Origin of the sequence: Streptomyces sp. NPDC102441, assembly GCF_044765585.1 — a bacterium.
Lineage (GTDB): Bacteria > Actinomycetota > Actinomycetes > Streptomycetales > Streptomycetaceae > Streptomyces.
The window spans coordinates 404,099-428,289 of the sequence record NZ_JBIWKH010000002.1 but is presented as its reverse complement, the minus strand read 5'-3'; the positions used below and the strand labels follow the sequence as shown (position 1 = coordinate 428,289).

The 24,191-nt window shown below is 69.3% G+C and carries 17 protein-coding genes and 2 pseudogenes; 10 read left to right on the top strand and 9 right to left on the bottom strand.

From position 1 onward, the window contains the following. Positions 1-44: 44 nt before the first annotated feature. The 6 genes and pseudogenes from ACIREO_RS05460 to ACIREO_RS05435 form a co-directional block, all read right to left on the bottom strand. Positions 45-245, bottom strand: a pseudogene (locus ACIREO_RS05460) (aldo/keto reductase); the annotation flags it as partial. 639 nt (positions 246-884) lie between these two features. Further along, positions 885-1,034: pseudogene (locus ACIREO_RS05455) on the bottom strand (transposase); the annotation flags it as partial. 125 nt (positions 1,035-1,159) lie between these two features. Next, positions 1,160-2,365, bottom strand: a complete 1,206-nt coding sequence (locus ACIREO_RS05450) for a flavin reductase family protein (protein ID WP_404105351.1) — start codon at positions 2,363-2,365, stop codon at positions 1,160-1,162. Between the two features lie 2 nt (positions 2,366-2,367). Further along, positions 2,368-3,237: an SDR family oxidoreductase gene (locus tag ACIREO_RS05445; RefSeq protein ID WP_404105348.1), complete on the bottom strand. Its 870-nt coding sequence runs from the start codon at positions 3,235-3,237 to the stop codon at positions 2,368-2,370. A gap of 5 nt (positions 3,238-3,242) precedes the next feature. After that, the gene (locus ACIREO_RS05440; RefSeq protein WP_404105345.1) at positions 3,243-3,776 is read right to left on the bottom strand and encodes a nuclear transport factor 2 family protein; all 534 of its coding nucleotides are present in this window, start codon (positions 3,774-3,776) and stop codon (positions 3,243-3,245) included. 161 nt (positions 3,777-3,937) lie between these two features. Beyond that, positions 3,938-4,633, bottom strand: coding sequence for a hypothetical protein (locus ACIREO_RS05435; protein WP_404105343.1), 696 nt, complete (start codon positions 4,631-4,633; stop codon positions 3,938-3,940). A 1,319-nt stretch (positions 4,634-5,952) separates the two neighbouring features. Between ACIREO_RS05435 and acs the strand changes: the two genes are divergently transcribed. After that, positions 5,953-7,929 carry an acetate--CoA ligase gene (gene acs / locus ACIREO_RS05430; RefSeq protein ID WP_404105340.1) on the top strand — a complete coding sequence of 659 codons (1,977 nt, stop codon included), beginning with the start codon at positions 5,953-5,955 and terminating at the stop codon, positions 7,927-7,929. Positions 7,930-8,117: 188 nt separating this feature from the next. Here the strand turns inward: acs and ACIREO_RS05425 are convergent, their stop codons facing one another. Further along, positions 8,118-8,846 (bottom strand): GntR family transcriptional regulator, encoded by a 729-nt coding sequence (locus tag ACIREO_RS05425; protein WP_404105337.1) that lies wholly within the window; start codon positions 8,844-8,846, stop codon positions 8,118-8,120. An 845-nt stretch (positions 8,847-9,691) separates the two neighbouring features. Between ACIREO_RS05425 and ACIREO_RS05420 the strand changes: the two genes are divergently transcribed. Both ACIREO_RS05420 and scpA read left to right on the top strand, forming a co-directional pair. Beyond that, positions 9,692-11,524, top strand: coding sequence for a methylmalonyl-CoA mutase family protein (locus ACIREO_RS05420; protein ID WP_404105334.1), 1,833 nt, complete (start codon positions 9,692-9,694; stop codon positions 11,522-11,524). Next, positions 11,524-13,698, top strand: coding sequence for a methylmalonyl-CoA mutase (gene scpA, locus ACIREO_RS05415; RefSeq protein ID WP_404105332.1), 2,175 nt, complete (start codon positions 11,524-11,526; stop codon positions 13,696-13,698). The genes ACIREO_RS05420 and scpA overlap by 1 nt, the downstream gene beginning before the upstream one ends. Before the next feature lie 424 nt (positions 13,699-14,122). Here the strand turns inward: scpA and ACIREO_RS05410 are convergent, their stop codons facing one another. Next, complete coding sequence (locus ACIREO_RS05410) at positions 14,123-14,764, bottom strand: TetR family transcriptional regulator (RefSeq protein ID WP_404105329.1); 642 nt, start codon at positions 14,762-14,764, stop codon at positions 14,123-14,125. Positions 14,765-14,880: 116 nt separating this feature from the next. Between ACIREO_RS05410 and ACIREO_RS05405 the strand changes: the two genes are divergently transcribed. Continuing rightward, positions 14,881-16,623 (top strand): CocE/NonD family hydrolase, encoded by a 1,743-nt coding sequence (locus tag ACIREO_RS05405; RefSeq protein ID WP_404105327.1) that lies wholly within the window; start codon positions 14,881-14,883, stop codon positions 16,621-16,623. A gap of 27 nt (positions 16,624-16,650) precedes the next feature. Here the strand turns inward: ACIREO_RS05405 and ACIREO_RS05400 are convergent, their stop codons facing one another. Next, the gene (locus tag ACIREO_RS05400) at positions 16,651-17,466 is read right to left on the bottom strand and encodes a TetR family transcriptional regulator (protein WP_404105324.1); all 816 of its coding nucleotides are present in this window, start codon (positions 17,464-17,466) and stop codon (positions 16,651-16,653) included. 365 nt (positions 17,467-17,831) lie between these two features. On the opposite strand from ACIREO_RS05400, the gene ACIREO_RS05395 reads away from it, so the two are divergent. From ACIREO_RS05395 to ACIREO_RS05370, 6 genes are all read left to right on the top strand, one after another. After that, positions 17,832-18,209: a cupin domain-containing protein gene (locus tag ACIREO_RS05395; RefSeq protein WP_404105321.1), complete on the top strand. Its 378-nt coding sequence runs from the start codon at positions 17,832-17,834 to the stop codon at positions 18,207-18,209. Next, on the top strand, positions 18,206-19,399 hold the full coding sequence (locus ACIREO_RS05390; protein WP_404105318.1) for a CaiB/BaiF CoA transferase family protein: 1,194 nt from the start codon (positions 18,206-18,208) through the stop codon (positions 19,397-19,399). Before ACIREO_RS05395 ends, ACIREO_RS05390 begins: the two co-directional genes overlap by 4 nt. Positions 19,400-19,422: 23 nt before the next feature. Continuing rightward, a complete protein-coding gene (locus ACIREO_RS05385) occupies positions 19,423-19,938 on the top strand; it encodes a flavin reductase family protein (protein ID WP_404105315.1) in 516 nt (171 codons plus the stop codon). Positions 19,939-20,071: 133 nt separating this feature from the next. Next, on the top strand, positions 20,072-21,349 hold the full coding sequence (locus ACIREO_RS05380) for an acyl-CoA dehydrogenase family protein (protein ID WP_404105312.1): 1,278 nt from the start codon (positions 20,072-20,074) through the stop codon (positions 21,347-21,349). Next, the gene (locus tag ACIREO_RS05375) at positions 21,346-22,500 is read left to right on the top strand and encodes a zinc-binding alcohol dehydrogenase family protein (protein ID WP_404105309.1); all 1,155 of its coding nucleotides are present in this window, start codon (positions 21,346-21,348) and stop codon (positions 22,498-22,500) included. The genes ACIREO_RS05380 and ACIREO_RS05375 overlap by 4 nt, the downstream gene beginning before the upstream one ends. After that, positions 22,497-24,140 carry a bifunctional 3-(3-hydroxy-phenyl)propionate/3-hydroxycinnamic acid hydroxylase gene (locus ACIREO_RS05370; protein ID WP_404105306.1) on the top strand — a complete coding sequence of 548 codons (1,644 nt, stop codon included), beginning with the start codon at positions 22,497-22,499 and terminating at the stop codon, positions 24,138-24,140. Before ACIREO_RS05375 ends, ACIREO_RS05370 begins: the two co-directional genes overlap by 4 nt. The last annotated feature ends 51 nt before the right edge of the window (positions 24,141-24,191 follow it).

Here is a 24,191-nt window from a genome sequence, read left to right as displayed (position 1 = left end):
GCGGCGGGACCGGTGGTCGATTCGTAGGCCCGCTCGGGTGAGGGTCAGACCCAGCTGGGGGCATGCTCTTCAGCGTAGCGGGCGCCGAATCCGCCGTTCGGGAGAATCTCGCGGATCGCGGCGAGATCACCCTCGGTGAGGGCGACGTCGGCGGCGCGGGCGTTCTCTTCCATACGGGCGGCGCTGCGGGTGCCCGGGATCGGCACGATTGGTCCCCCCTGGGCGAGCAGCCAGGCCAGGGCGATCGCGCAGCGCAGGCCGTACGTCAGCACGCCGGAGTACACGGCGCTGCAAGTGCACTGACACGCTGCGATAGCGGGTCTGTACCGCACGGCGCGCGGTTAGTACCGCACGGAAAACCGCCGCGTAATCCACGCTTCCGCAGGTCAGAACGTTTCCGCGGGGTGAAACTGGTGGGGCGGGTGGGACTCGAACCCAAAAGCGTGACGCCTCTCACCTGCGGAAACGCCACAGAGGCGGACATTCACATCCTGCTGGATCCCGTCGCGTCCGGCTCGATCCCTGGCAACCGCGCTGCGGTGCGGTACGTACCGCACGGCTACAGGCGGCTCCGGTGCTGCACGTTGAGGGAGTAGATCTGCCCGGCACATCCGCGGGCAGGCAGCCAATCGCGCGGCTCAGCCGCAGTGCATGCCGCCGACTCCGTCCCGCCCCTCCCCTTGCCCGGTGGAGTCACACTCCGTATCGAGGGTACGGGAGTGTCTTTTCCTTTTCCTTTGTGTAAGCCCTGGTGCTGACGTCTCTTGCGTACGGTGGTGGTTACTGGTTCTCGGTGACGCGCTCGCCGTAGAAGCCGGCGAGAGTGTTGATGGCGTCCTTCCAGTTGCGGGTCCGACCGGTCACGTTGGGCCGTTAGGCTGGCGGTCACGGATGACGAGGTAGAGCACCCTGAGCGCGGCGTCTTCGTCAGGGAAGTGGCCTCGGCGCCGGGTGGCCTGGCGGAAGCGGGCGTTCAGCGATTCGATCATGTTCGTCGTATAGACGATCTTGCGGATCTCGGGCGGGAAGCGGAGAACCCGACCTTGAACGGGGTGTCTCAGGCCCTCATCACCTCACGCGAGCTCCTGCGGGGAACAGGGAGAAGTGTTGGACGCCACGTCATCAGGAACAGGGCTTAACACCCGCTTGCATTCCAGGCTCACCCAGGGGCACCAGCCGTGGCTGCCACCCTGGCGACCCATTTGAGGCCATCTATCCACGACTCGACCTTTTCCGTCGATGCATGGCCGGGCAGGCCCGTCATACGGAGAGCCATCTGCGGGAGGCCCTCCGCCGTGGGGACGAGCACGACGATCGAGGCAAGGTCGTAGTGCCGGCCCGGTACGAGGTCGGGGCAGAAGAGGTCGGTCAGCTCGGCGGTCACCTGCTGGACGGCGCGTTCCTGGCGGGGCAGCCGGTCGGACTGCTCGAATGCCGACAGCGCTTCCCGATGGCGTTCGAGAAGTTCCGGCTCGGCCGCGAGCAGGGAGTAGCCGCGTTCGCGGACCTTCTCCAGAAGTGTGCTGTGCAGAGCGCGGGTCTCGGGGCTGTCGTCCGGTGCGCGGTGCAACCACGCGTCGACCTCCGCCGGGACCGCGTCCACCATGAACACGGCTCCCATCGGGGGGATGACGGGCTGCCGGTGACCGAGCGGGGGCGAGTCGACGACGGCCGCCCGGTTGGTGGCGAGCACCTGGACCGCGTCGTCGCGAATCCTGGCCAGGACACTGCAGTTGACCTCGAATTCGATGCTGAGTTCCTCGACCTGCGCCCTGATCGTCTCGGCGAGGTGCGCCGCCTGGATCAGCTCGGGGTCGGGAGCGGCGACGAAGGATCCGGGGGAGAACCGCCCGTACCCGCCCTGGAAGAACAGCAGTGGCAACGTCGAGCGTTCGACAGCCAGTTCATGAACCCGGCCCAGGACGACGAAGTGGTCCCCCGCCTCGTGCACGTCTTCAAACGTGCACTCGATCCACGCCACGGCCCCCTCGATGACGGGTGACCCGAGCGGCCCCGGCCGCCAGTCCACCCCGTCGAACTTGCCCTCCCAGCTGGTCGCGATCTGCCGGCAGAGCGGCTCCTGGTCGGCGGCCAGGACGTTGACGCAGAACGCCGGGGCCGTCCTGAGCCGGGCGAAACTCCGCGAGTTGACCGCGGGAAAGAAGGCGATCAGCGGAGGATCCAAGGAGACCGACGAGAAGGTCCCAACGACCATGCCGTCCGGTGTCCCGTCGTCCGCCGTCGTCGTGACGACGGCCACACCGGTCGGGTAGTGCCCCAGGGTCTCGCGGAACAGGGTGGCGTCAATGGGACGGGGCTCTGTAGGTCGAGACCCTGCGGTGCGGGACTCTGCGGGCCGGGACATGGTTACTCCATCTGGTCTTGCACGGCACGGAACTCCCGCCGTACGAACTGGTCGAAAGTCGTCGGCCGCCGGCCGAGCAACCACGTGAGTACGTTGGAATTCCCGATGAAATCGTGGCTGCTGTATCGGGCACTGAGCGCGCGCAGCACCTCGGCCTGGTACGGAACCTCGTCGAGGCTCCCCACGCCAAGGGCCGCCTTGAGGAAGACGGCGGAGTCGATCTGCTCGGCGGCGACCTCGCGGCCCGCCACCTCGGAGACGACGCGCGCCAGGTCGTACCCCGTGTAGCGGCCGGGCGCGACGAGTTCGTACGTGGCACCCGCGTGCCAGGGGCCGTCGGCCAGGACGGCCGCTGCCACCTCTGCCACGTCCCCAACGTCCACCATCGACTGGTGGCGGTCGAGCGCCCATGACAGGCGGAAGACTCCGTCCTGGAAGGCGGGGAGGAGACGGTGGCGCAGCATGTAGTTCGTGGGCTGGAGAATGGTGAACTCCAGGCCCGAGGAGATCAGGTGGTCCTCAAGGTCGCGCTTGATCTCGTGCTGGATCAGGTCGGTGACGATCGCGTGCAGCACCGAGCTGAACACGAAGTGCGTGACGCCCGCATCCTTCGCGGCGTCGATGGCCGCGAACCCCATGGCCCGTTCGTCGGGATGGAGCGCGGGTCCCACGTAATAGACGCTCTCCACGCCCCGTACGGCACGGGCCATCACCGTCGGTTCGGCGAGGTCCCCGACCAGGACCTCGGCCACCCCGGCGGCGCGGAGCGCCTGCGCCGACTCCTCGGAGCGGACGCAGGCACGCACCGCGGTACCGGCCGCGACCAGCCTCGGAACCAGGCACTTGCCCTGGTTTCCGTTCGCGGCGGTCACCAGAATCACTGGCGGGCCCTCTTCGCCTCGATCGCCTTCAGGAAGGCGATGTCGCCCTTCTCGGCGAACCTGTGCAGTGCGTTCGCGTTCATGTCGGGCTGGTGCTCGCGCTGCGGCTCGGGCACCGAGGGGTTGCCGCTCCACGACAGGAGCCGGCATACGCGTCGCTTGATGCGCCAGCCGTTGTCGGTGCGGACGAGCTCGTCGTCGTAGTAGCCGGTTCCTGTCCAGGTCGCTCCGCCTTCGGCCGACTCCCGTACGAGTATCCAGGTGCCGTAGCTGAAGGCGTGCGCCGTGTCCCCGTCGACGTCGACCAACTGGCCCATCATCGTGTGGACGTGGCTGTCCAGGGAGTTGTGGAACCCGGCGAAGGAGGTCTTGAACTCGTCAAGGCCGATCCAGGCGGCTCCGGCCGGGCCGAAGACGGCTTCCACGTCGTTGGTGAAGACCAGGTCGAACAGGTCCCACTGGCGCGCGTCGAGCGCGAAAGCGTACATGTTCAGGGCCTCGATGATGGCGGCCTTGTCGTCGTTGATCATGTGTGTGCTCTTCCTTCTTCTCGGGCGGGACGGTCGCCTGAGGGGTAACAGGTGTCATAGGTGGGGTGCTTCGCGACGGAACAGCAGCGCCGCGCGATGCCGGCTGTTCTGCTTCCGCACTGCCTCTCTTCAGCCCCGGGCTTCTTCAGCTCCGGGCTTCTTCAGCTCTGGGCAGGGCCGGCCACCTCAATCCAGTTCCTGAACTCCACGGCGAAGTGCCGGAGGTGGTGCTCCAGGACGTCCTCCGGGCACGAGGCCGGCAGGTAGACCGTCAGGTTTGAGGTGAAGCCGTCCGCGGTGTCACCGAACTGGATCAGCACCCGCCCCACGATCGTGCCGTCCGCGAGGAAGAGGTTCGAAGCCCTCTTGTACGGAAATTCGGCCTCTGGCAGCAGTTCTGCCGCGTCCTCGGCCCAGTCCATGGCTTCGGCGGACCAACTTCCCATGGAGAAGTCGGAGATGTGCGGGCCGACGTTCTCCACGATGTGCACCGTGCCGTCGGTGCGGTTGCCCATCACATAGTGCTCCGGGTGCGCTTCGAGGAGCACGCTCTGGTCGTCGAACGCCTCGCCCATCCAAGCCATGAACTCACCGGCCTTGAGGCCCTTCGTCGCGAGTACCGTCGTGCCTCCCGTGAAGCGGCCGCCCGAGGCGAGGGCGCTCTCCCGAAGGGCGGCGTTGCCTTCCTCGATGTCCTTCGCCAAGAGGTCGAGCAGCTTCTCGCGTCCCAGCCGCGCCTTGAAGAGGCGCAGGGCGCGGCGAGCGTAGAAGAGTTCGAAATCGTCGATGCTTCCGGCGCCGGACGGTCCCGACACGAGCGTCACGTCCACGGGCGTGGAGGTCTGATCTGCAGTCATTCTTGCGGCTCCAATGAGGCGGGCATGCGATTCTCCGGCCACGCAGGTGCGGCGGGCGAAGACACTTGACGTACCGGCCGATCCGGAGAGAGGCCGAGAGCATGGGTGAGCGGCTGACCGATGCTCGGCCGTCCGGTGTTCGGCCGACCGATGCCTGGCAGACCGGTGTTCGGTCGACCGGGATCGCCGTGAAGGGGGCGGCCGTCCCGGCCGCACGAGTGCCCCTTCACCTGTCGGCCTGTTCGCGGACGGGCGGCATGCATTCCTTCCGATCCGGCAGCGGATCGGCTCCCCCTCCCCGTCGGCTGTTCGAAGCGGACCAAGGGGAGGTAGGTGCGGGCACCATCATCTGAAGCTACCGATGGCCTGTCAACACTTTGAACTTCAGGAGTCGACGAGCTCCGCGCTGTAAGCGACGAAGGACGCCGAGGATCGACACTCCGAATCCACACTCCCGGCCCTTCTTCCGGTAAAACCACAGAGCAGGGGCCCGAAAAGGCTGCCAATGTCCATACGCGGCCTGCGGCCGACGGGCTGTCCACCGCCAGTGCGTGATGCGCGAACCAGACGGAATTGCAGTAAAGTGTTGACATTTATTCGGTGACCGCTCCGATGAACGCGGTGCAGATCCGCGGGGCCAGCCCGACGCTGGTCAGCCCCAGCAGGTGCGACACCGAAGCCCCGGCCACCTCCAGCTGCACCACGATCAGCGGGAGGCAGAAGCGCAGAGAGTCGCAACAGTGCCGGCCACACGGACGGCACCGCTGGGGAAGCGCGCGTACAACGTGTCGCCGAGGGCGTAGCGCCCCACGTTGCGCAGTGGCTGGGCATGAAACAGGAGGACCGCCAGGGCTCCGACGGCACACACCGTGAGGCCCGTCCCGTCGCATCCGTCGAGTGCCACGAGACCAGTGACGGAAGCGGTACGCACAGCAAGGGGGGCGGCGCGGCGGGCACAGAAGGGCCGTCGGCCGTGGAAGGGCACACCTGATGACGGTGGTGCCGGTGGTCAGCATGACGGCTGAGGGAGTCGGTGCATACCTGTGCGGTGGTCACATGCAGGCTCTCTGCGTTGTCACCACGGCCATGGCAAGCGCCTCCCGTCGACACCGCCCCATGAGACATGCATCACCTGGACTGGAACTCGATTACACAGTACATTTACTCGAATTCCATCCGCTGAATGTGTCCGTGGCCGCATCGCAGGAAGGCCGCGGAGGCCGCCCGCACGGAGACCGGCAGCGGGGTCGTCGTCCTCCGTCCTCCCGCCGCACTGCCCTGTGGCGCTACGGCAGGGACTTGAAGAAGTGAGAGCAACTATGTCTGCACGGGGTGGTGGCGCATCGGGTGCCGGTGCGACGACTCTCGACCCGACGAAGAACGGGCCGCGTTTCGCTGCTCCCGCCGAGCTGGCCGCGAACGCCAACGTCACGGCGGAGGCGTACGAGCAGGCCAAGACCGACCGGCTCGGTTTCTGGGCCGAGCAGGCGCGCCGCCTCACCTGGGCCACCGAGCCCACCGAGACGCTCGACTGGTCGAATGCGCCCTTCGCGAAGTGGTTCGCGGACGGCGAGCTCAACGTCGCGTACAACTGCGTAGACCGTCACGTGGAGGCCGGCAACGGCGACCGCGTCGCCATCCACTTCGAGGGAGAGCCCGGCGACAGCCGCGCCCTTACGTACGCGGAGCTCAAGGACGAGGTGTCGCGTGCCGCGAACGCCCTCACCGAGCTGGGCATTCGCAAGGGCGACCGCGTCGCGGTCTACCTCCCGATGATCCCCGAGGCCGCTATCGCGATGCTGGCCTGCGCCCGCGTCGGCGCCGCGCACTCGGTGGTCTTCGGCGGCTTCTCCGCCGTCGCCGTCGCCTCCCGCATCCAGGACGCCGACGCCAAGCTCGTCATCACCTCCGACGGCGGCTACCGGCGCGGCAAGCCGTCCGCGCTGAAGCCCGCGATCGACGAGGCCGTCGCCAAGTGCCCCACGGTCGAGCACGTTCTGGTCGTGCAGCGCACGCAGCAGGAGACGGCGTGGGACGAGACCCGCGACGTGTGGTGGCACGAGATCGTCGGCCGCCAGTCGGCCGAGCACACGCCCCAGGGCTTCGAGGCGGAGCACCCGCTCTTCATCCTGTACACGTCGGGCACGACGGGTAAGCCCAAGGGCATCCTGCACACATCGGGCGGCTACCTCACCCAGGCGGCGTACACCCACCACGCGGTCTTCGACCTGAAGCCGGAGACCGACGTCTACTGGTGCACGGCCGACATCGGCTGGGTGACCGGCCATTCGTACATCGTCTACGGGCCGCTGGCGAACGGCGCGACGCAGGTCATGTACGAAGGCACCCCCGACACTCCCCACCAGGGGCGCTTCTGGGAGATCGTGCAGAAGTACGGCGTGAGCATCCTCTACACCGCGCCGACCGCGATCCGCACGTTCATGAAGTGGGGCGACGACATCCCCGCGAAGTTCGACCTGTCGTCGCTGCGCATCCTCGGCTCGGTCGGCGAGCCGATCAACCCCGAGGCCTGGATCTGGTACCGCAAGCACATCGGTGCGGACACGTGCCCGATCGTGGACACCTGGTGGCAGACCGAGACCGGCGCGATGATGATCTCGCCGCTGCCCGGCGTCACCGAGACCAAGCCCGGTTCGGCCCAGCGTGCCCTGCCCGGCATCGCGGCCACCGTCGTCGACGACGAGGCGGGCGAGGTCCCGAACGGCGGTGGCGGCTACCTCGTCCTCACCGAGCCGTGGCCGTCGATGCTCCGCACCATCTGGGGCGACGACCAGCGCTTCCTCGACACCTACTGGACGCGCTTCGAGGGCAAGTACTTCGCGGGCGACGGCGCGAAGAAGGACGACGACGGCGACATCTGGCTGCTCGGCCGGGTCGACGACGTCATGCTCGTGTCCGGTCACAACATCTCCACCACCGAGGTCGAGTCCGCGCTCGTCTCGCACCCGTCGGTCGCCGAGGCGGCCGTCGTCGGCGCGGCGGACGAGACGACCGGTCAGGCGATCGTGGCGTTCGTGATCCTGCGCGGCACGGCCTCCGAGACGGACTCGCTCGTGGCCGACCTGCGCAACCACGTCGGCGCCACCCTCGGCCCGATCGCCAAGCCCAAGCGCATCCTGCCCGTCGCGGAGCTGCCGAAGACCCGCTCCGGCAAGATCATGCGCCGTCTGCTGCGCGACATCGCCGAGGACCGCGAACTGGGCGACGTCTCGACGCTCACCGACACCTCCGTGATGGGCCTGATCAAGGCGAAGCTGCCGAACTCGGCGGGCTAAAGGCACGAGGCGACACGACGCCGAGATGCGCCGAACCCACGGCGCACCTCGGTCGGCCGATCTCTCAGCCGGTAGCGATCTCGCGGCACGTTCCTTGGCCGTACGGCGGGAAGGTGGCCGACGAGGAGGGCGTACAGCGAAGACGGCAGCCGGAAAGGGCTACGGCCGGGACGAAGCCTCTGGAGGCTTCAGCGGTTGCAGACCGTGGACAGGGCCCTCCGCACACGCACGGGCTCGAAGGTGGGTGAGGCGATGGAGAGCACCACCAGCGCGGTCCGGCCGAGATGTGCCGCCAGCGTCTGTGCAGCGGCGTCCGGATCACGCGCCTTGACCGCGTCGGCGATCTTGCGATGCTGTTCGCTCGTACCGGCCTGCCACTCAAACGGATTCCAGGTGACGAAGGCCAAGCGGTAACGCGTCGCGTGGTCCGAGAGCAACGCCAGTTCCCGCTCCATGCGCGGACCGGAGGGGTGGACCAGCGCACGGTGGAACTTCGCGTGCGGGCACTCCCACTGCTCGACGTCGCCAGTACGCGCCGTCTCCTCCATCTCGACCAGCAACCGGTCGATCCGTTCGAGGTGTTCCTCGCTCATGCGCGGCACGGCGATCCCGATGGCGAGCGCTTCAAGACCGATGCGCATGGCGTACAGCTCGTCGAGGTCCTCGTCGCTGAACGTCGTCACCCGTGCGCGGTGTTGTGACTCCTGCTGGACGAAGCCCTCGCGCTGGAGAATTCTGAGCGCCTCGCGCAGCGGGCCCCGGCTCACCCCGAGCTTCCGTGCGAGGGCGACCTGCGACAGCGGGTCGCCGGCGCGCAGCTCGCCGTGCATGATCGCGCGGCGCAGCTCATGGTGAGCCCTGCTCACCTCGTCCGGGTGGGCGATCTCGTCCACCACCGCGGCTGGCTGTGCTGTCATGCCTGTCTGCCTTTCGCGCGTTCTCGATACGGCGCCTACCCGTGCTCGAACGTGTGAGCGTGAATGGGAGCTACCACCGTAGCCGACGGCGATCGCATTTCTGCCGACACTTTTGGGCGAGACATGACTCTGCCCTCTGCGTTTCTCCACCCGAGAGGCGACTTCACGGGGTCCGACGACCGTCAGTTCACCCGCTAGCCGCACCCATCGAACATGAGCTGTCAACACTTTGGTACGACTCGGCACTCACCCTCACCCCGCCCCCTGCGGAACGTCTCGAAAGGTCGGCACACCCGCCGTCCGACTGCCCAAGAATCCGTCGCCTCATGAACAGTGCAGACATGTCCGGGCAACACGTCAGCACGCGACAGCACCCGACGACCAAGGACGCCTTACACAGCAAGCGTTTCGCGACTCCCCCACATCCACCCTCACCTCAAAGTGTTGACATTTCGAGGTGTAGTGAGTGATGCTCCTCTACAGAGTCCCGCGGGAAGAAACCTCCCCGTGCCGGACCCTGGCGGGGCGGCTGCGTGACGGTGGCGCCCCACCCGCCAACGCCGTCCGGTCCCATCCGGTCCGGCATGCATCCGTCGGTCCGGTGCCCCGGACAGCCATCGGGCCGACGGAGCAGTCCTCGCCCTGTTGCCGGCCTCGTGCGCGAGGCCGCACCCCACAAGGACCCCGCCCCGGCCGTGACCTGTCCGAGGTTGCCCTGCCTCGCGGCCGGGGCGGTCCCAGGGCGGTCCCCTCGCGCGGGATCGCCCGTCGCGCACCCAGCGACGTGCACGTGTCCGACGCGGCGGCCAGTGCTCCGCCCCCAACGAAACTGCTGAGGCCCCTCTATGACACCCCTCCAGGACGACGGGTTCTCACTCGCTGCCGGGTTTCCGGAAGCCACCTGTGAGCAGTGGCAGCGACTTGTCCAAGGGGTGCTGCACAAACCGGGCAGGGGTGCCACCGGAGCAGCGGCGGAGAACGCGCTGTCCACCCCGCCGGAGGACACCCTGTCCACCCGGCTTGAGGACGGACTCCGCACCCCGCCCCTCTACACGGCGGGGGCCGACGACATTGATCCTGGTTTCCCAGGCTTCGCACCCTTCCTGCGCGGGGGCAGGGCGCAGGTGAACGCCCTCGACGGCTGGGACGTACGTCAGCGCCACGAGGCGCCGGACAACGAGGCCGTCCTGACCGATCTTGAGAACGGTGTGACCTCCCTGTGGCTGGCCGTGGGGGCCGACGGCCTCGCGGTGTCCTCGCTCGACCGGGTCCTGGAAGGCGTCCTGCTCGACCTCGCACCGGTCGTCCTCGACGCCGGAGCCGACACACTGCCTGCCGCCGAGCGGCTGCTGCGGCTCTACGAGGAAAGAGGCGTCGACAAGACAGCCGCTCGCGGCAATCTCGGCGCCGACCCCCTGGGGCACGAGGCCCGCACAGGTGAGGAGCTGGCCTTCGCTCCCCTGGCCGGCCTGGCCCGGCAGTGCGCCGAGGAATACCCGGGGCTGCGGGCCTTCACGGTGGACGCGCTGCCGTACCACGAGGCAGGGGGTTCGGCCGTACAGGAGCTGGGCTGCTCCCTGGCCACGGGAGTCGCCACCCTGCGCGCGCTGGCCGGGGCCGGGCTCGACGTCGAACAGGCTTGTGCGCAGCTGGAATTCCGGTACGCGGCGTCTGCGGACCAGTTCCTGACGATCGCCAAGTTGCGGGCGGCGCGCCGGCTGTGGGCGAAGGTGGCCGAGGCGTGCGGGACGCCACAGGCGGGCGGTCAGGTGCAGCACGCCGTGACCTCGTCGGTGATGATGACGCGGCGCGACCCGTGGGTGAACATGCTGCGTACCACCATCGCCGCGCTGGCCGCAGGTACGGGCGGGGCCGACTCCGTCACCGTCCTGCCCTTCGACGACGCACTCGGCCTGCCGAACGCGTTCGCACGGCGCATCGCCCGCAACACCTCTTCGGTCCTCATCAAGGAATCGCACCTGTCCCGGGTGATCGACCCGGCGGGCGGCTCCTGGTACGTGGAGCGGCTGACCGAGGAACTGGCCCACCGGGGCTGGGAGTTCTTCCAGGAGATCGAAGGGGCGGGGGGCCAGGCGGCGGCCCTGCGTTCCGGCCTGATCGGCAAGCGCATCGACGCCACGTGGTCCGCGCGGAGCGACGCGCTCGCCCGACGCGACGAACCGATCACCGGGGTCAGCGAGTTCCCGCACCTCGCCGAGGAGAAGGTCAGCCGCAGGCCCGCGCCCGACCGGCCGGGGGGAGGGCTGCCCCGGGTACGGCGCGACGATGCCTTCGAGACCCTGCGGGCCCGCTCCGACGCCCACTTGGCCGCGGCAGGTCACCGGCCCCGGATCTTCCTGGCGGCCCTCGGCCCCGTCTCCGCGCATACCGCCCGGGCCACCTTCGCCGCCCGCCTCTTCGGGGCCGGCGGCATCGAAGCCGTCACCACCGGAACGTTCGAGGAGAGCGGAGCCACGGAGGCGTGCCTGTGCTCCAGCGACGACCTGTACGCGGAGCAGGCCGAATCCGCCGTGGCGGAACTGCGGGCCGCCGGCGCCTCCCACGTGTTCCTCGCAGGGCGTGCCGCACCGCACCTGACCGCCGATTCCTACGTCTTCGCAGGCTGCGACGCCGTGGCCGTACTGTCCGCGACCTTCGACCGCATGGGAGCGTCCTGATGTCCATCCCCGACTTCACCGGAATCGCGCTGGGAACCCCCGTCGTCGACGGCAGCATCGACGCCTGGCGCAGCGCCCTGTCCGAGGCGGCGGCGGGCGGTGATCCTCTCTGGGAGACGCCCGAGGGGATCGCGGTCATGCCGCTCTACACGGCCCAGGACCTGAAGGGGCTCGACTTCCTGGACACGTACCCCGGCATCGCCCCGTACCTGCGCGGTCCGTACCCGACGATGTACGTCAATCAGCCGTGGACGATCCGCCAGTACGCGGGCTTCTCCACCGCCGAGGAGTCCAACGCCTTCTACCGGCGCAACCTGGCCGCCGGCCAGAAGGGCCTGTCGGTGGCCTTCGACCTGCCCACGCACCGCGGATACGACAGCGACCACCCGCGTGTCACCGGCGACGTCGGTATGGCGGGTGTGGCGATCGACTCGATCTACGACATGCGGCAGCTCTTCGACGGCATCCCGCTGGACAGGATGTCGGTGTCGATGACGATGAACGGCGGGGTGCTTCCCGTACTGGCGCTGTACATCGTGGCGGCCGAGGAACAGGGGGTGCCGCCTTCGATGCTGGCGGGGACCATCCAGAACGACATCCTCAAGGAGTTCATGGTCCGCAACACCTATATCTATCCGCCGAAGCCCTCGATGCGGATCATCTCCGACATCTTCGCGTTCACCTCGCAGAAGATGCCGCGCTACAACTCGATCTCGATCTCCGGCTATCACATACAGGAGGCAGGTGCGACTGCCGATCTGGAGCTGGCGTACACCCTCGCGGACGGTGTGGAGTACCTGCGGGCGGGGCTGGCCGCGGGGATGGACGTCGACGCGTTCGCGCCCCGCTTGTCCTTCTTCTGGGCGATCGGCATGAACTTCTTCATGGAGATCGCCAAGATGCGGGCGGCGCGCCTGCTGTGGGCGAAGCTGGTCAAGCAGTTCGACCCGAAGAACCCCAAGTCCCTCTCCCTGCGCACCCATTCACAGACTTCGGGCTGGTCGCTGACCGCACAGGACGTCTTCAACAACGTGCCGCGCACCTGCATCGAGGCGATGGCCGCCACCCAGGGCCACACCCAGTCGCTGCACACCAACGCCCTCGATGAAGCCCTGGCCCTGCCGACCGACTTCTCGGCGCGCATCGCCCGCAACACGCAGCTCCTGCTCCAGCAGGAGTCGGGCACCACCCGCGTCATCGATCCGTGGGGCGGCAGCGCCTATGTCGAGAAACTCACCCACGACCTCGCTCGGCGCGCCTGGCAGCACATCGAGGAGGTGGAGGCGGCCGGCGGCATGGCGAAGGCCATCGAGGCCGGCATCCCCAAGCTCCGCATCGAGGAGGCCGCAGCCCGCACCCAGGCCCGCATCGACTCCGGGCGCCAGCCCGTCATCGGCGTCAACAAGTACCGCGTCGAGACCGACGAGAAGATCGACGTCCGGTCGGTCGACAACTCCTCCGTACGCACCCAGCAGATCGACAAGCTCCGGCGGCTGCGGGCCGAACGCGACGAGCAGTCCTGCCGGAGCGCACTGGACGCGCTGACCCGTGCGGCCGAAGGCACCGGCAATCTCCTGGAACTCGCCGTGCGGGCGGCCCGCGCCAAGGCTACCGTCGGCGAGATCTCGGACGCGCTGGAGAAGGTGTACGGACGGCACGCGGGCCAGATCCGTACGATTTCCGGGGTCTACCGCAACGAAGCGGGCCGGTCCCCCGCCGTGGACAGGACGCTCGCCCTGGTGGCGTCCTTCGAGGAGGCGGAGGGCCGCCGTCCGCGCATGCTGGTCGCCAAGATGGGGCAGGACGGCCACGACCGCGGCCAGAAGGTGATCTCCACCGCCTTCGCCGACCTGGGCTTCGACGTGGACGTCGGCCCGCTGTTCCAGACCCCGGCGGAGGTCGCACGCCAGGCCGTCGAGGCGGACGTGCACGTGGTCGGCGTCTCCTCGCTGGCTGCCGGGCACCTCACTCTCGTACCGGCACTTCGCGAGGAACTCGCGGCGGAGGGCCGCGAAGACATCATGATCACTGTCGGCGGCGTCATCCCGCCGCAGGACGTGACCACTCTGCTGGGCATGGGAGCAGCCGCCGTGTTCCCGCCCGGGACCGTCATTCCCGACGCCGCATACGATCTGGTGCGGCGGTTGGCCGACAGCCTCGGGCACCCCCTCTGAGCGCCGGGGAGGGGAACGGCAGTGGCGGCCACCTGGCGTGCGCCCCGTCTGCTCGCCCTGCTCGATGGTCTCCTCCGCGAGACGGCGGCTCTCCTCTCCCTGGGCGAGGCTCGCGCTCGACATGTGTCGCAGGGCCTCGTTCTGATCCATCGTCACCGGTGTCGAGTGGACGGTCAGCGCGTTCTCCAGCGGGGATCTGGCCCCGTCGATGCGTTCCGTCACCCGAATCGTGTGGTCGAGCACATTGCGCAGGCGGTTCTGCACCTTGTCGCCGGTGCCGTACCTGTCGGCGCCGCGCAGCAGGCCCCGCGAGCAGGCCGATCCAGGCGACTCCTCCCGGCCGTTCCAGGGTGTCGGCAGCGTCCTACAGGTCGGGCGCAGGGGGCGCGGTGCCCGTCGATGTGGATGCGGCCGTCGATCGCGGTCATGGGCGGGACTCCTGGTCCTCGGCGGTCCGAGGGGCCGGGACCAGCACACTCTGCACGGCGGGCCCGACGAGCTCGATCAGCCTCTCCCGTTCCGCCTCGGTGAGCGCGGGGACGCCGACGACGCCGCGCCCCACCACGAGCCCGACCAGCATCGACGACACGATCCCCGCTCGGAGCATCGCATCGTCGACGTCGCGCTGGGTGATGGCGTCGACGAGCAGCCGCTCCTGGAGGAACCCACTCAGTTGCTCGCCCGCCTGGTCGTTGACGATGGCGCCCCGCAGCATCGCCATGAGCGGCTCCGCTGAGTCGGCGTCCACCTCCCACACCTCGAAGAAGGCCCGGACCACGCGTTCGCCTATGCGGTCGTCCGTTCCGTCGAACGCAGCGCTGAAGCGCGTCAACGCGCCTGGGGGAACGGCCATGACCGCGGCGAACAGTTCGTTCTTCGACCGGAAGAACTGCATGACCAGGGAGGCGTCCACTCCCGCGTCGGTGGCGATCCGCCGGATCGTGGTCGCGGTGAAACCGTCGGCCGCGAAACGGGCGCGGGCCGCTGCAAGGATCGCCTGCCGGGTCGTGTTCGCCCCCGGGCGCCGCCCGAGGCGGGCGGAGGCGGGATTCGTATGTGTGGTCATGTCCCAAAACTACCGCCCTGAACAACATCTCAACACATGTTGAGTTTTGGAGCGCTCGGACGTACGCTCCATTTGTCGGCAGCGCCCGACTTTGGATGAGAAACGAGGAGCTCGCGATGAGTGACGACCAGAAGATCTTCATGCCCTCCCAGCCTCTGGAGCCGGGCGGCAGGTACGGCATCCTGAGCGGTTTCGAGCCCGGCACCCGGACGCTGGAGGCGGGATCGAAGATCGCGCCGCCGTTCATGCCGTTGCCTGTCGACATCGTGCTCGACAAGGACGTTCCGGTGACGTTGCGTGACGGAGTCACGATTCACATCGACGTGTTCCGCCCGGCGGGCTCGGAGCGCGTGCCGGTCATCGTGGCGTGGAGCCCGTACGGCAAGGGCCAGGGCACGTCCGCCAGCGTGATGGGCATCTTCGGCATGGTCGGCCTGGACAATGCGGGCGTTTCCGGTCTGGAGAAGTTCGAGGGTCCGGACCCCGCGTACTGGTGCGCCCGCGGTTACGCGATCTGCAACCCGGACATCCGGGGCGTGGCCCACTCCGAGGGCGACAGCGTCGTGTGGGACCGCCAGGAGGGCCGGGACTGCTACGACCTGGTCGAGTGGCTGGGCATCCAGGACTGGTGCACCGGCAAGGTCGCCATGAGCGGTACGTCCTACCTCGCGGTCTCCCAGTGGTTCACCGCGGCCGAGCAGCCGCCGCACCTGGCAGCGATCAACCCGTGGGAGGGCGTGAGCGACGTCTACCGCGACCTGGTGCTGCGCGGCGGCATGCCCGACACCGGCTTCGCCCGGCAGCTCCAGGACAACAGCTACTACGGACTCGGCCAGAAGGAGGACATCCTCGCCGAGGCCGAACAGCGTCCGCTGATGGACGGACTGTGGGAGAACAAGATCCCGGCGTTCGACAAGATCAACGTGCCGGCGTACGTCGTCGCCAGCTACTCGAACACCCTGCACACCGCCGGCACCTTCCGCGCCTGGCGTCGGATGGCGTCCGAGGACAAGTGGCTGCGCATCCACAACAGCCAGGAATGGCCCGACTACTACGAGGAGGCCAACGTCGAGGACCTGCGCCGCTTCTTCGACCACACCCTCAAGGGCGAGGACAACGGCTGGGAGCAGACGCCGCGCGTGCGCTACTCCGTCCTGGACCTCCAGGGCGGCGACCAGGTGAACGTCCCGGCGGACCAGTTCCCGCCGGCCGACGTCACGCTCACGAAGTACTACCTCGACGGCCGCACCCGGACCCTGGCAACGGAAGCACCCACCGCCGAGGCGGAGGCGGGGTACGCCGTCGCGGCCAACCCCGACGTGGTGTCGTTCGTGGCGCGCTTCGCCGGGGACACCACGCTGGTCGGATACCCCAAGGCCCACCTGTGGGTCGAGGCGGAGGGCGCGGACGACATGGACCTCTTCGTCCTCGTCCAGAAGCTCGACGCGCAGGGCACCCCGCTCCAGGCGTTCACCGCGCTGAACCGGGGCGCGTTGGCCCAGGACGTCACCGAGCGGGGCGCCTCGATCCTGCGGTACAAGGGTTCCGACGGCCGGCTGCGCGTCTCGATGCGCCACCTGGACAAGGCTCTGGCCACCGATGAAGTCCCCGCTCACAGCTTCGACCGGGTCGAGAAGCTCTCCCCCGGCGAGGTCGTTGACGTCGAGATCGACCTGCTTCCGGTCGGACTCACCTTCCAGGCGGGCGAACAGCTGCGGTTCGTCGTCAGCAGCCGCTCGCTCCTGGGCACGATGATGCCCGGCATTCGCGAGTACACAACCCCGCACGGCGGACGGCACATCATCCACACCGGCGGCGACCGGGCGTCGTACCTCCAGCTCCCCGTCAAGCCCGCCTGACCCCACCACCGGGTTCCGTACTGCCTCCTACGAAGGCAGGGCCACGGCGCGCAGGAAGGTCTGCGTGTAGGTCTCGACGACCTCGTCCTTGGTGGGCAGGCCTTCCTCGACGATTTGGCTGGTGGCCGGGCGCATCAGGAAGTGCAGCAGGATCGGGCTGGTCATCTGCTGTGTGAGCAGCAGGGGCGGCAGGTCCCGGATACGGCCGGCCCGGACCTCCCCGGCGAGCCACTGCCCGAGTCCGGCGAGAAGCCGGGGAATGAGGTTCTGGAAGAGGGCCTGGACGTGGACGTCGCCGGGTCTCGCGAAGACTTCCGCCAGGAGAGCCGGGAGGACACGCGGTTCGCGTTCGAGGACGTCGGCCAGGAGGCGGTAGAGGCCGCGAACGGTCGCTTCGAGGTCCTCGTGCCGCTCAGCCAGGTAGTTCTCGACGTCGAGCAGGGGGCTGTAGCGCTCGAACACCGCGCGCAGGAGCTCGTCGCGTCCGCCGAAGCTCGCGTAGAGGCTGGGCACTGAGCACTCGGCCACCGCCGCCACCTTCTCGAACGTCACCATCCCCAGTCCGTACTCGCTGATCAGTCGGCCCGTCTCCTCGACCGCGCGTTCCTTGACGGGTTTCCGTCCCCCCGGTTCGACACCCGCCGCCCGCAGCGCGTCGTCCAGGGCCCGCCGGTTCCCGTCCAGCCGCCGCAGCAGGGTGCTCCGCGAGATCCCGGCCTCCTGGGCAATGTCCCGCAGGGTCACCTCAGCGGCGGGAACGCCCCGCGCCTGCGCCACCCGTACGACGGCCTCGACGATCTCCGGGGGAACCCGAACCTGCGACTGCTTCCTGATGCCTGACATGGGCCTTAATGTACTACGCATCCACGTTCCACTCCTGAGCCAACGCGTGCGCTGAGGGACCGGCCGACCGGTGCCGATCCAACCGTGTCCTTCGGCAAATCTGTCAACAGTTTTCGCGGAACGGGATGGCCGGGGATTCGCCTTTGCGTGACTAAAGACCCCGATCAGCGATACATCCCAATCAAATGTCGATGACGTCGGCATTAAATGTTGACACTTTCGTTTGGCCTCTCCTACCGTGGCACTGCCACCTCTTCACCCCGACTTCTCGCCCCGGGACCTCGCGGTAGGCCGGCGTCGACGCGCACGGATGCGTCCGCCCCGAGTGCCACACCACTGCCCAGCAAGAAACGAGTGCCTCCACCGTGTCGATAGAGATCACCCGCCTCACTCAGGCCCCACGCTTCCAGCCCGCCGGGCACCAGGGCGTCGGCCCCGTCCACCTCTTCGGCGGCGAGCACTACGACGGCGCCGTCACGGTGGCCCTCTCGCACTACCTCCCCGGCGGCCGGGCCGACCTGGGGCCGGTCCCGGTGGAGACCCTCTACCTCGTGCTCAGCGGTGAGCTGACGCTCTGCGACGCCGAGGGCACTACCCACGTCCTGGCGGCCCTGGATGCGGCACGGCTCACGGACGGCACGGTACGCAGCGTCGAGAACCGTACGAACCTGCCCGCGAGCATGCTGGTGATCCGGCCGAACGCGGCCGCGGCCGCCAAGGACGCGCCGGAGAGCCGCTCATGAGCGGGCCGCTCGACGGTCTGCTCGTCGTCGACCTCAGCCGGGCCCTCGCCGGGCCGCAGGCCGGGATGATGCTCGGTGACCTGGGCGCCCGGGTGATCAAGGTCGAGAGCCCCTCGGGGGACGACACCCGGTCCTGGGGGCCGCCGTTCGTGAGCGCCCAGGACGGCACCACGGAGTCGACGTACTTCCTGTCCTGCAACCGGAACAAGGAGTCGATCGCGCTCAACCTGAAGCGCGAGGAGGACGCCCGGGTGCTGGCCCGGCTCATCGAGCGGGCCGACGTCCTGCTGGAGAACTTCAAGCCGGGCACCCTGGAGCGGCTGGGATTCGGAACCGAGCGGCTGATGCGGCTCAACCCGCGTCTGGTGCTGCTGTCGATCAGCGGCTTCGGCCACGACGGTCCAGAGGCCCACCGCGCCGGGTACGACCAGATCGCCCAGGGCGAGGCCGGACTCATGTCGCTCACCGGCGCCGACCCGGACCACCCCCAGCGAGTGGGGGTACCGATCGCCGACCTGCTCTCCGGCATGAACGGCGCGTTCGGTGTGCTCGCAGCATTGCGCGAACGCGACCGCACCGGCCGGGGACAGATTGTCCGTACGTCGCTGCTCGCTTCCGTCGTCGGGGCCCACGCGTTCCAGGGCACCCGCTGGACGGTGGGCGGTGACCTCGGAGCCGCACAGGGCAACCAGCACCCGACCATCGCCCCGTACGGGCTGTTCCGGTGCGCGGGCGGAAGCGTGCAGATCGCCTGCGGGAACGACGCCATGTGGAGCCGACTGTGCGCCGCCTTCGGCCTCCCCGCCGACGATCCCGCGTACGCGACCAACGCCGACCGGCTGGCGAACCGGGACGGCCTCACCAAACTGCTCGAAGGCGTCTTCGGCTCCTACGACGCGGCCGACCTCCTCCAGCGCCTCGCCGACGCCGACATTCCGGCGGGCCGGGTCCGCGGCCTCGACGAGGTCTACGCCTGGGAGCAGACCCGCTCGCAGCGCCTCCTCGTCGATGTCGAGCACCCGAGCCTGGGCACGGTGAGCCTGCCGGGTTCGGCCCTGCGGACCTTCGCCCTCGACGCCACAGGGGTGGAGACCGAGACGACCCGCCTCGACCACCGCGCGCCGCCCGTCCTCGACGCCGACGCAGCCTCCGTACGGGCCTGGCTGGACGCCGGGGCGACCTCGTCGTGAACGGCTCGGGGCAGGAGAGTCCAGTGTCGGAGCAGGAGAGTCCGGCGAGGGGCATCGAGCCGGTGACGGCCCCGGAGCAACTGCGGCGGGCCTTCGGTTACTTCCCCTCCGGCGCCGCCGCCCTGTGCGCCCAGCTCGACGGCGAGCCGATGGGACTGGCGGCGAGTTCGTTCGCGTCCGTGTCGACGCAGCCGCCCCTGGTGGCGGCGTACCTTCCGCTCACCTCCACGAGCTGGCCCGCACTGCGGCGCCGGCCCCGTCTCGGGGTGAGCGTGCTGGCCGAGGACCAGGAAGAGATCCGCGCACGGCTGGCGAGTGAGAAGGGTGACCGTTTCGCAGGAACGGACTGGTTCACCGGCCGTGGCGGTGGCGTCTTCCTGAAGGGCGCCACCGTGTGGCTCGACTGCTCGATCTATGAGGAGGTCACCTACGGGGACCACGTCATGGTGCTGCTGTACGTCAACGGCCTGAGCGTCGCTCCGGACACCTCTCCCCTCGTCGTCCACACCGACAACCCCCGCCGCCCGGCTGGGACATGACCTGGCCCCATGCCGCTCGTACGGACTCGTACGGAGCGGCCTCAGAGGGAGCCGATCCGGCCGCCGGGGCAGATCCCAGCCCCTCCTCGGGCCCCCACCCGCTTTCGACCCGTTGAACGAACAGGAGAAGACGATGACAGGTGCGACGCACGACACGTCCGACAGGCTGGCCACGATCCTCGACAACGTGCGGGCCCTCGGACCGACGCTGCGCAAGCGCGCACTGGAAGCGGAACGCGCCGGCCGGCACTCGGAGGAGACCATCGCCGACCTGGACGCCACCGGCGCGTTCGGCATCGGCAGCCCCGCCGAGTTCGGAGGCGACGAGCTGACCGTGTCCCAGCAGCTCGACGTCGTCTCCGAGGTCGCCTCCTGGGACGGCTCCTGCGGCTGGATCGTGTGGGTGGGCGCCTCGACGAACTGGATTCCCGCCGGTTCGGGCGCCAGGGTCGTCGAAGAGGTCTACGGCTGTGACTGGGTCGGGCCGCGGGTCGCAGGCTCCAGTCACTTCCCGGCCTCCCGGGGGCGCGCGAAGCGGGTCGAGGGCGGCTGGGTCGTCTCCGGCGGCCCCTGGACCTTCGGCAGCGACTCGCTCTGGGCGCCGTACACCAACCTCGGGTGCATCGCCGACGAAGGCGAGGGCCGCTTCCTGGTGGGTCTTCAGGTCCCGCGCGAGGAACTCCGCTTCCTGGACGACTGGCAGGTCGCCGGAATGCGGGCCACCGGCAGCGTGTCCAGCACGCTGGTGAAGGACGAGCTCTTCGTCCCGGACCACCGCGGCGTCGACTTCCGCGATGTCGTCGGCGGCAAGCTGGACAACGGGCTCAAGGGAACGATCTGGAAGGCTCCTTCGCTCGGCTGGTCGTTCAGCCTGATGGCGGGAATGTCGATCGGCATCGCACAGGGCGCGCTGAGCCGCTTCATGGAACGGGCCGCGGGCCGGCCGCTGCGCGGCACCTCGTACAAGAACCAACTGGAAGCGCCCCTTACGCACTTGATGCTCGCCGAGGTCCATTCCAAGATCCAGTCGGCCACCTTGATGGCCCGCGCCAATGCCGAGGAGACCGACCGGCTCGGCGAGCTCTCCGCCGCCGGCACCCCGGCCGACGGGGACTACCTGCAGAAGTTCAGCTCGCGGGTCCTCGTGGAGACCGCCTACGCGGCCAAGTGGTGTTCGGAGGCGATCGAGCTGCTCCAGCGGAACTCGGGATCGACCGCGATCATGGAGAGCGATCCCATCCAGCGTGCCTGGCGCGACGCCCGGGTCATCACCCTGCACGGCGCTCTCAATCTTGAGGCCCTGTCCGAGAACTACGGACGGCTGATGGCCGGAACCCAGCCGCACCAGTTCGAGGGCATCACCACCCTGGACCGCTTCGCGCCCGCGCCGAACACCTCGGCGTCCCGGTGACGCTCGAAGAACCGGTGGACCGCGCCGCCGGGGCCTTGGCAGCGGCGGTGGACTCCGCCGGGGCCGAGGTCCTGGCGGCGGTCGTGGACTCCCCCGGAGCCGAACCCCATCTCGGCCGGGTCGCCCTGCCGGCGCGTACGCCCGGCAACACCCTCGTGGACGTGGTGGCGGCGCCGCTCAACCCGTTGGACCTGGTCATCGCCTCGGGGACGTTCCACTCGGCCCGTCATGACGCGCCGTACGTACCGGGCACCGAGTGCGTGGGCGTCGTGGTCGAGTCCGACCGCCACCCGGTCGGCTCCTGGGTGTACGCCCAGTGCCATGCCGCGCCGGAGACTCCCGGCGCGTTCGCCACGCGAGTCCTCGTCGCCGACGAGGAACTGCTGCCGCTACCCGACGGGCTGGACCCGGTGCAGGCCGCAGCAGTCGGCAACTCCGGTACGGCGGCGTACCTGCCCCTCATCGAGGAGGCGAACCTGCGCCCCGGCGAAACGGTGCTCGTCCTGGGGGCGACCGGTGCGGTCGGACAGCTCGCGGTGCAGGTGGCGCGACAGCACGGGGCGGGGCGAGTGGTCGGCGTGGCCCGTGACCGTACCGCGTTGGACCGCCTGCTGGGCCTGGGCGCCCACGCCGTCGTCGAACTGCGTGCTCAGGACAGCGCGGAATCACTGGCGGCCCGGCTGCTGGCGCAGAGCGGGCCGGTCGACGTCGTCCTGGACGGGGTGTACGGGACACCGCTGGAGGCGGCGCTGCGGGTGTGTGCACCACGGGCCCGGGTGGTGAACATCGGCAATCCGGCCGGTGCGACCGCCCTTGTTCCCGCTGGGCTGTTGCGCGGCAAGCAGCTCACCCTGTCCGGTTTCGCCGGGCTGCACACGCCACTGCGGGACAAGACGGCGGCGTTGACCTGGCTCTGGTCCGCCCTCTCCGGTGGCGAACTGCGGGTCGAGACCCGCGCCTTCCCGCTCGAAGAGCTGGTGTCCGCGTGGCGGACCCAGGCCCTGTCGCCGCACGCCAAGTGCGTCGTCCTGCCCCCGGGCGTCCACCGCCCCCACCTCACCCCGCATCCGTCGGAGCGCACGACCGTGACCCACCCACCCGCAGGGCCCGCCGCCGCGGACCGTCTTCGTACGGAAGGACCCCGCACATGACGGACAGGGCGGACGTGGTGGCGGCGTGCCCCGAACCGCAGGGCGTCACGGCGCCGAGACCGGACGTCGACTGCCTGGTCGTCGGCGGCGGGCCCGTGGGGCTGCTGACCGCGATCCTCCTCGGCCGGTCCGGACTTCAGGTGTCCGTCGTCGAACGCTGGCCACAACGCTACCCCTTGCCTCGTGCGTGCACCATCGACCACGAGGCGCTGCGTATTCTCCAGTCCGCCGGGCTGATGGCCGACCACGCCGGCCTCTTCGAGCCCTCGCAGGGCGAGCGGGGCGGGTACGAGTTCCGCAACGGCGCGGGCGACCTCCTCCAGGCCATCGACTGGAACAGGGCTTCCGAGTCCGGCTGGGCGAACACCAACGGCTTCTACCAGCCCGACCTCGAAGCCGTGTTGGAGGACGTGGCGATCACGACTCCGGGCGTGACGGTCCACCGCAGCTGGACCTTCCAGTCCCTGACCCAGGACGCGCAGGGGGTCTTCGCCCTGCTGGCGCCGACCGAGCAGCCCGCCGCCTCCCCGGTGGGGGTGCGCTCGCGCTGGCTGGTCGGGGCGGACGGGGCCAACAGTCCCGTGCGGTCCCAACTCGGCCTCGGAGTAGGCGACTCGGGGTTCCAGGCCGACTGGCTGGTCGTCGACTACGAGCCCCTGGCTGAGGAGAACTGGAGCGCCTTCGTCACCCAGTACTGCGACCCCGCGCAGCCCGCGACGGTGGTCAACAGCGGTCCGGGGCGGCGGCGGTTCGAGTTCATGCGCCGCGCGGACGTGACCCCGGAGGAACTGGCTCTGGAGAGCACGGCGTGGCGGCTCATGAAGCCCTGGGGCGTGACCCCGGAGACCGCCAGGCTCGAACGGCACGCCGTGTACACCTTCCGGGGGCGGTGGGCCCACACCTGGAACAAGGGGAACGTCTTCCTCGCGGGTGACGCGGCGCACCTCATGCCACCGTTCCTCGGACAGGGACTCTGCTCCGGGCTGCGCGACGCGCTTGCCCTCGCCTGGCGACTGGACCTGGTGCACCGCGGGCTGGCCTCGCCATCCGTGTGCGCCTCGTACGGACCTGAACGCACGGGCCACGTACGGGAGATCATCGACGAGGCCGTGAGCGCGGGCCGGGTCATCTGCGAACTCGACGTCGACCGCGCGGCCGTCCGGGACGCCGAGCTGCGCCGGCGCAGCCGTGATGCCGACGCACTGACCCGGGAGCCTCCGCATCCTCGGCTGGGCGAACCGTCGCTCACCGTCGCGAGCGCGGGCGTCCAGGGGCGGCTGGCACCGCAGGGGCGGGTGCGGGTCGCCGACCGGGAGGGTCTGTTCGACGACGTCGTCGGTGGCGGCTGGCAGCTGATCAGCCGGACCGGGGACCCGGCCGGGCTGCTCAGCGAGGAGGACGCGGCCTGGTTCGCGCGGATCGGCGGAGTGACGGCCGACCTGTCGGGCGACGGCCCGGTCCAGGACCTGGACGACGCCTATGCGCACTGGTTCGCCAAGCACGCGTGCACGGCGGTGCTCGCGCGGCCGGACTTCTACGTGTTCGTCGCCGGTGAGCACGGCGACGTCCCCGGTTTCCTCGCGCAGCTGCGTCAGGCGCTCAGGACCGGATTCGTGCGAGCCGGATTCGTACCGGAATAAGCACCGGCGGACGCGTGACGGGCGGGGCGCCCGTCCCTCACCCGCTGCCCG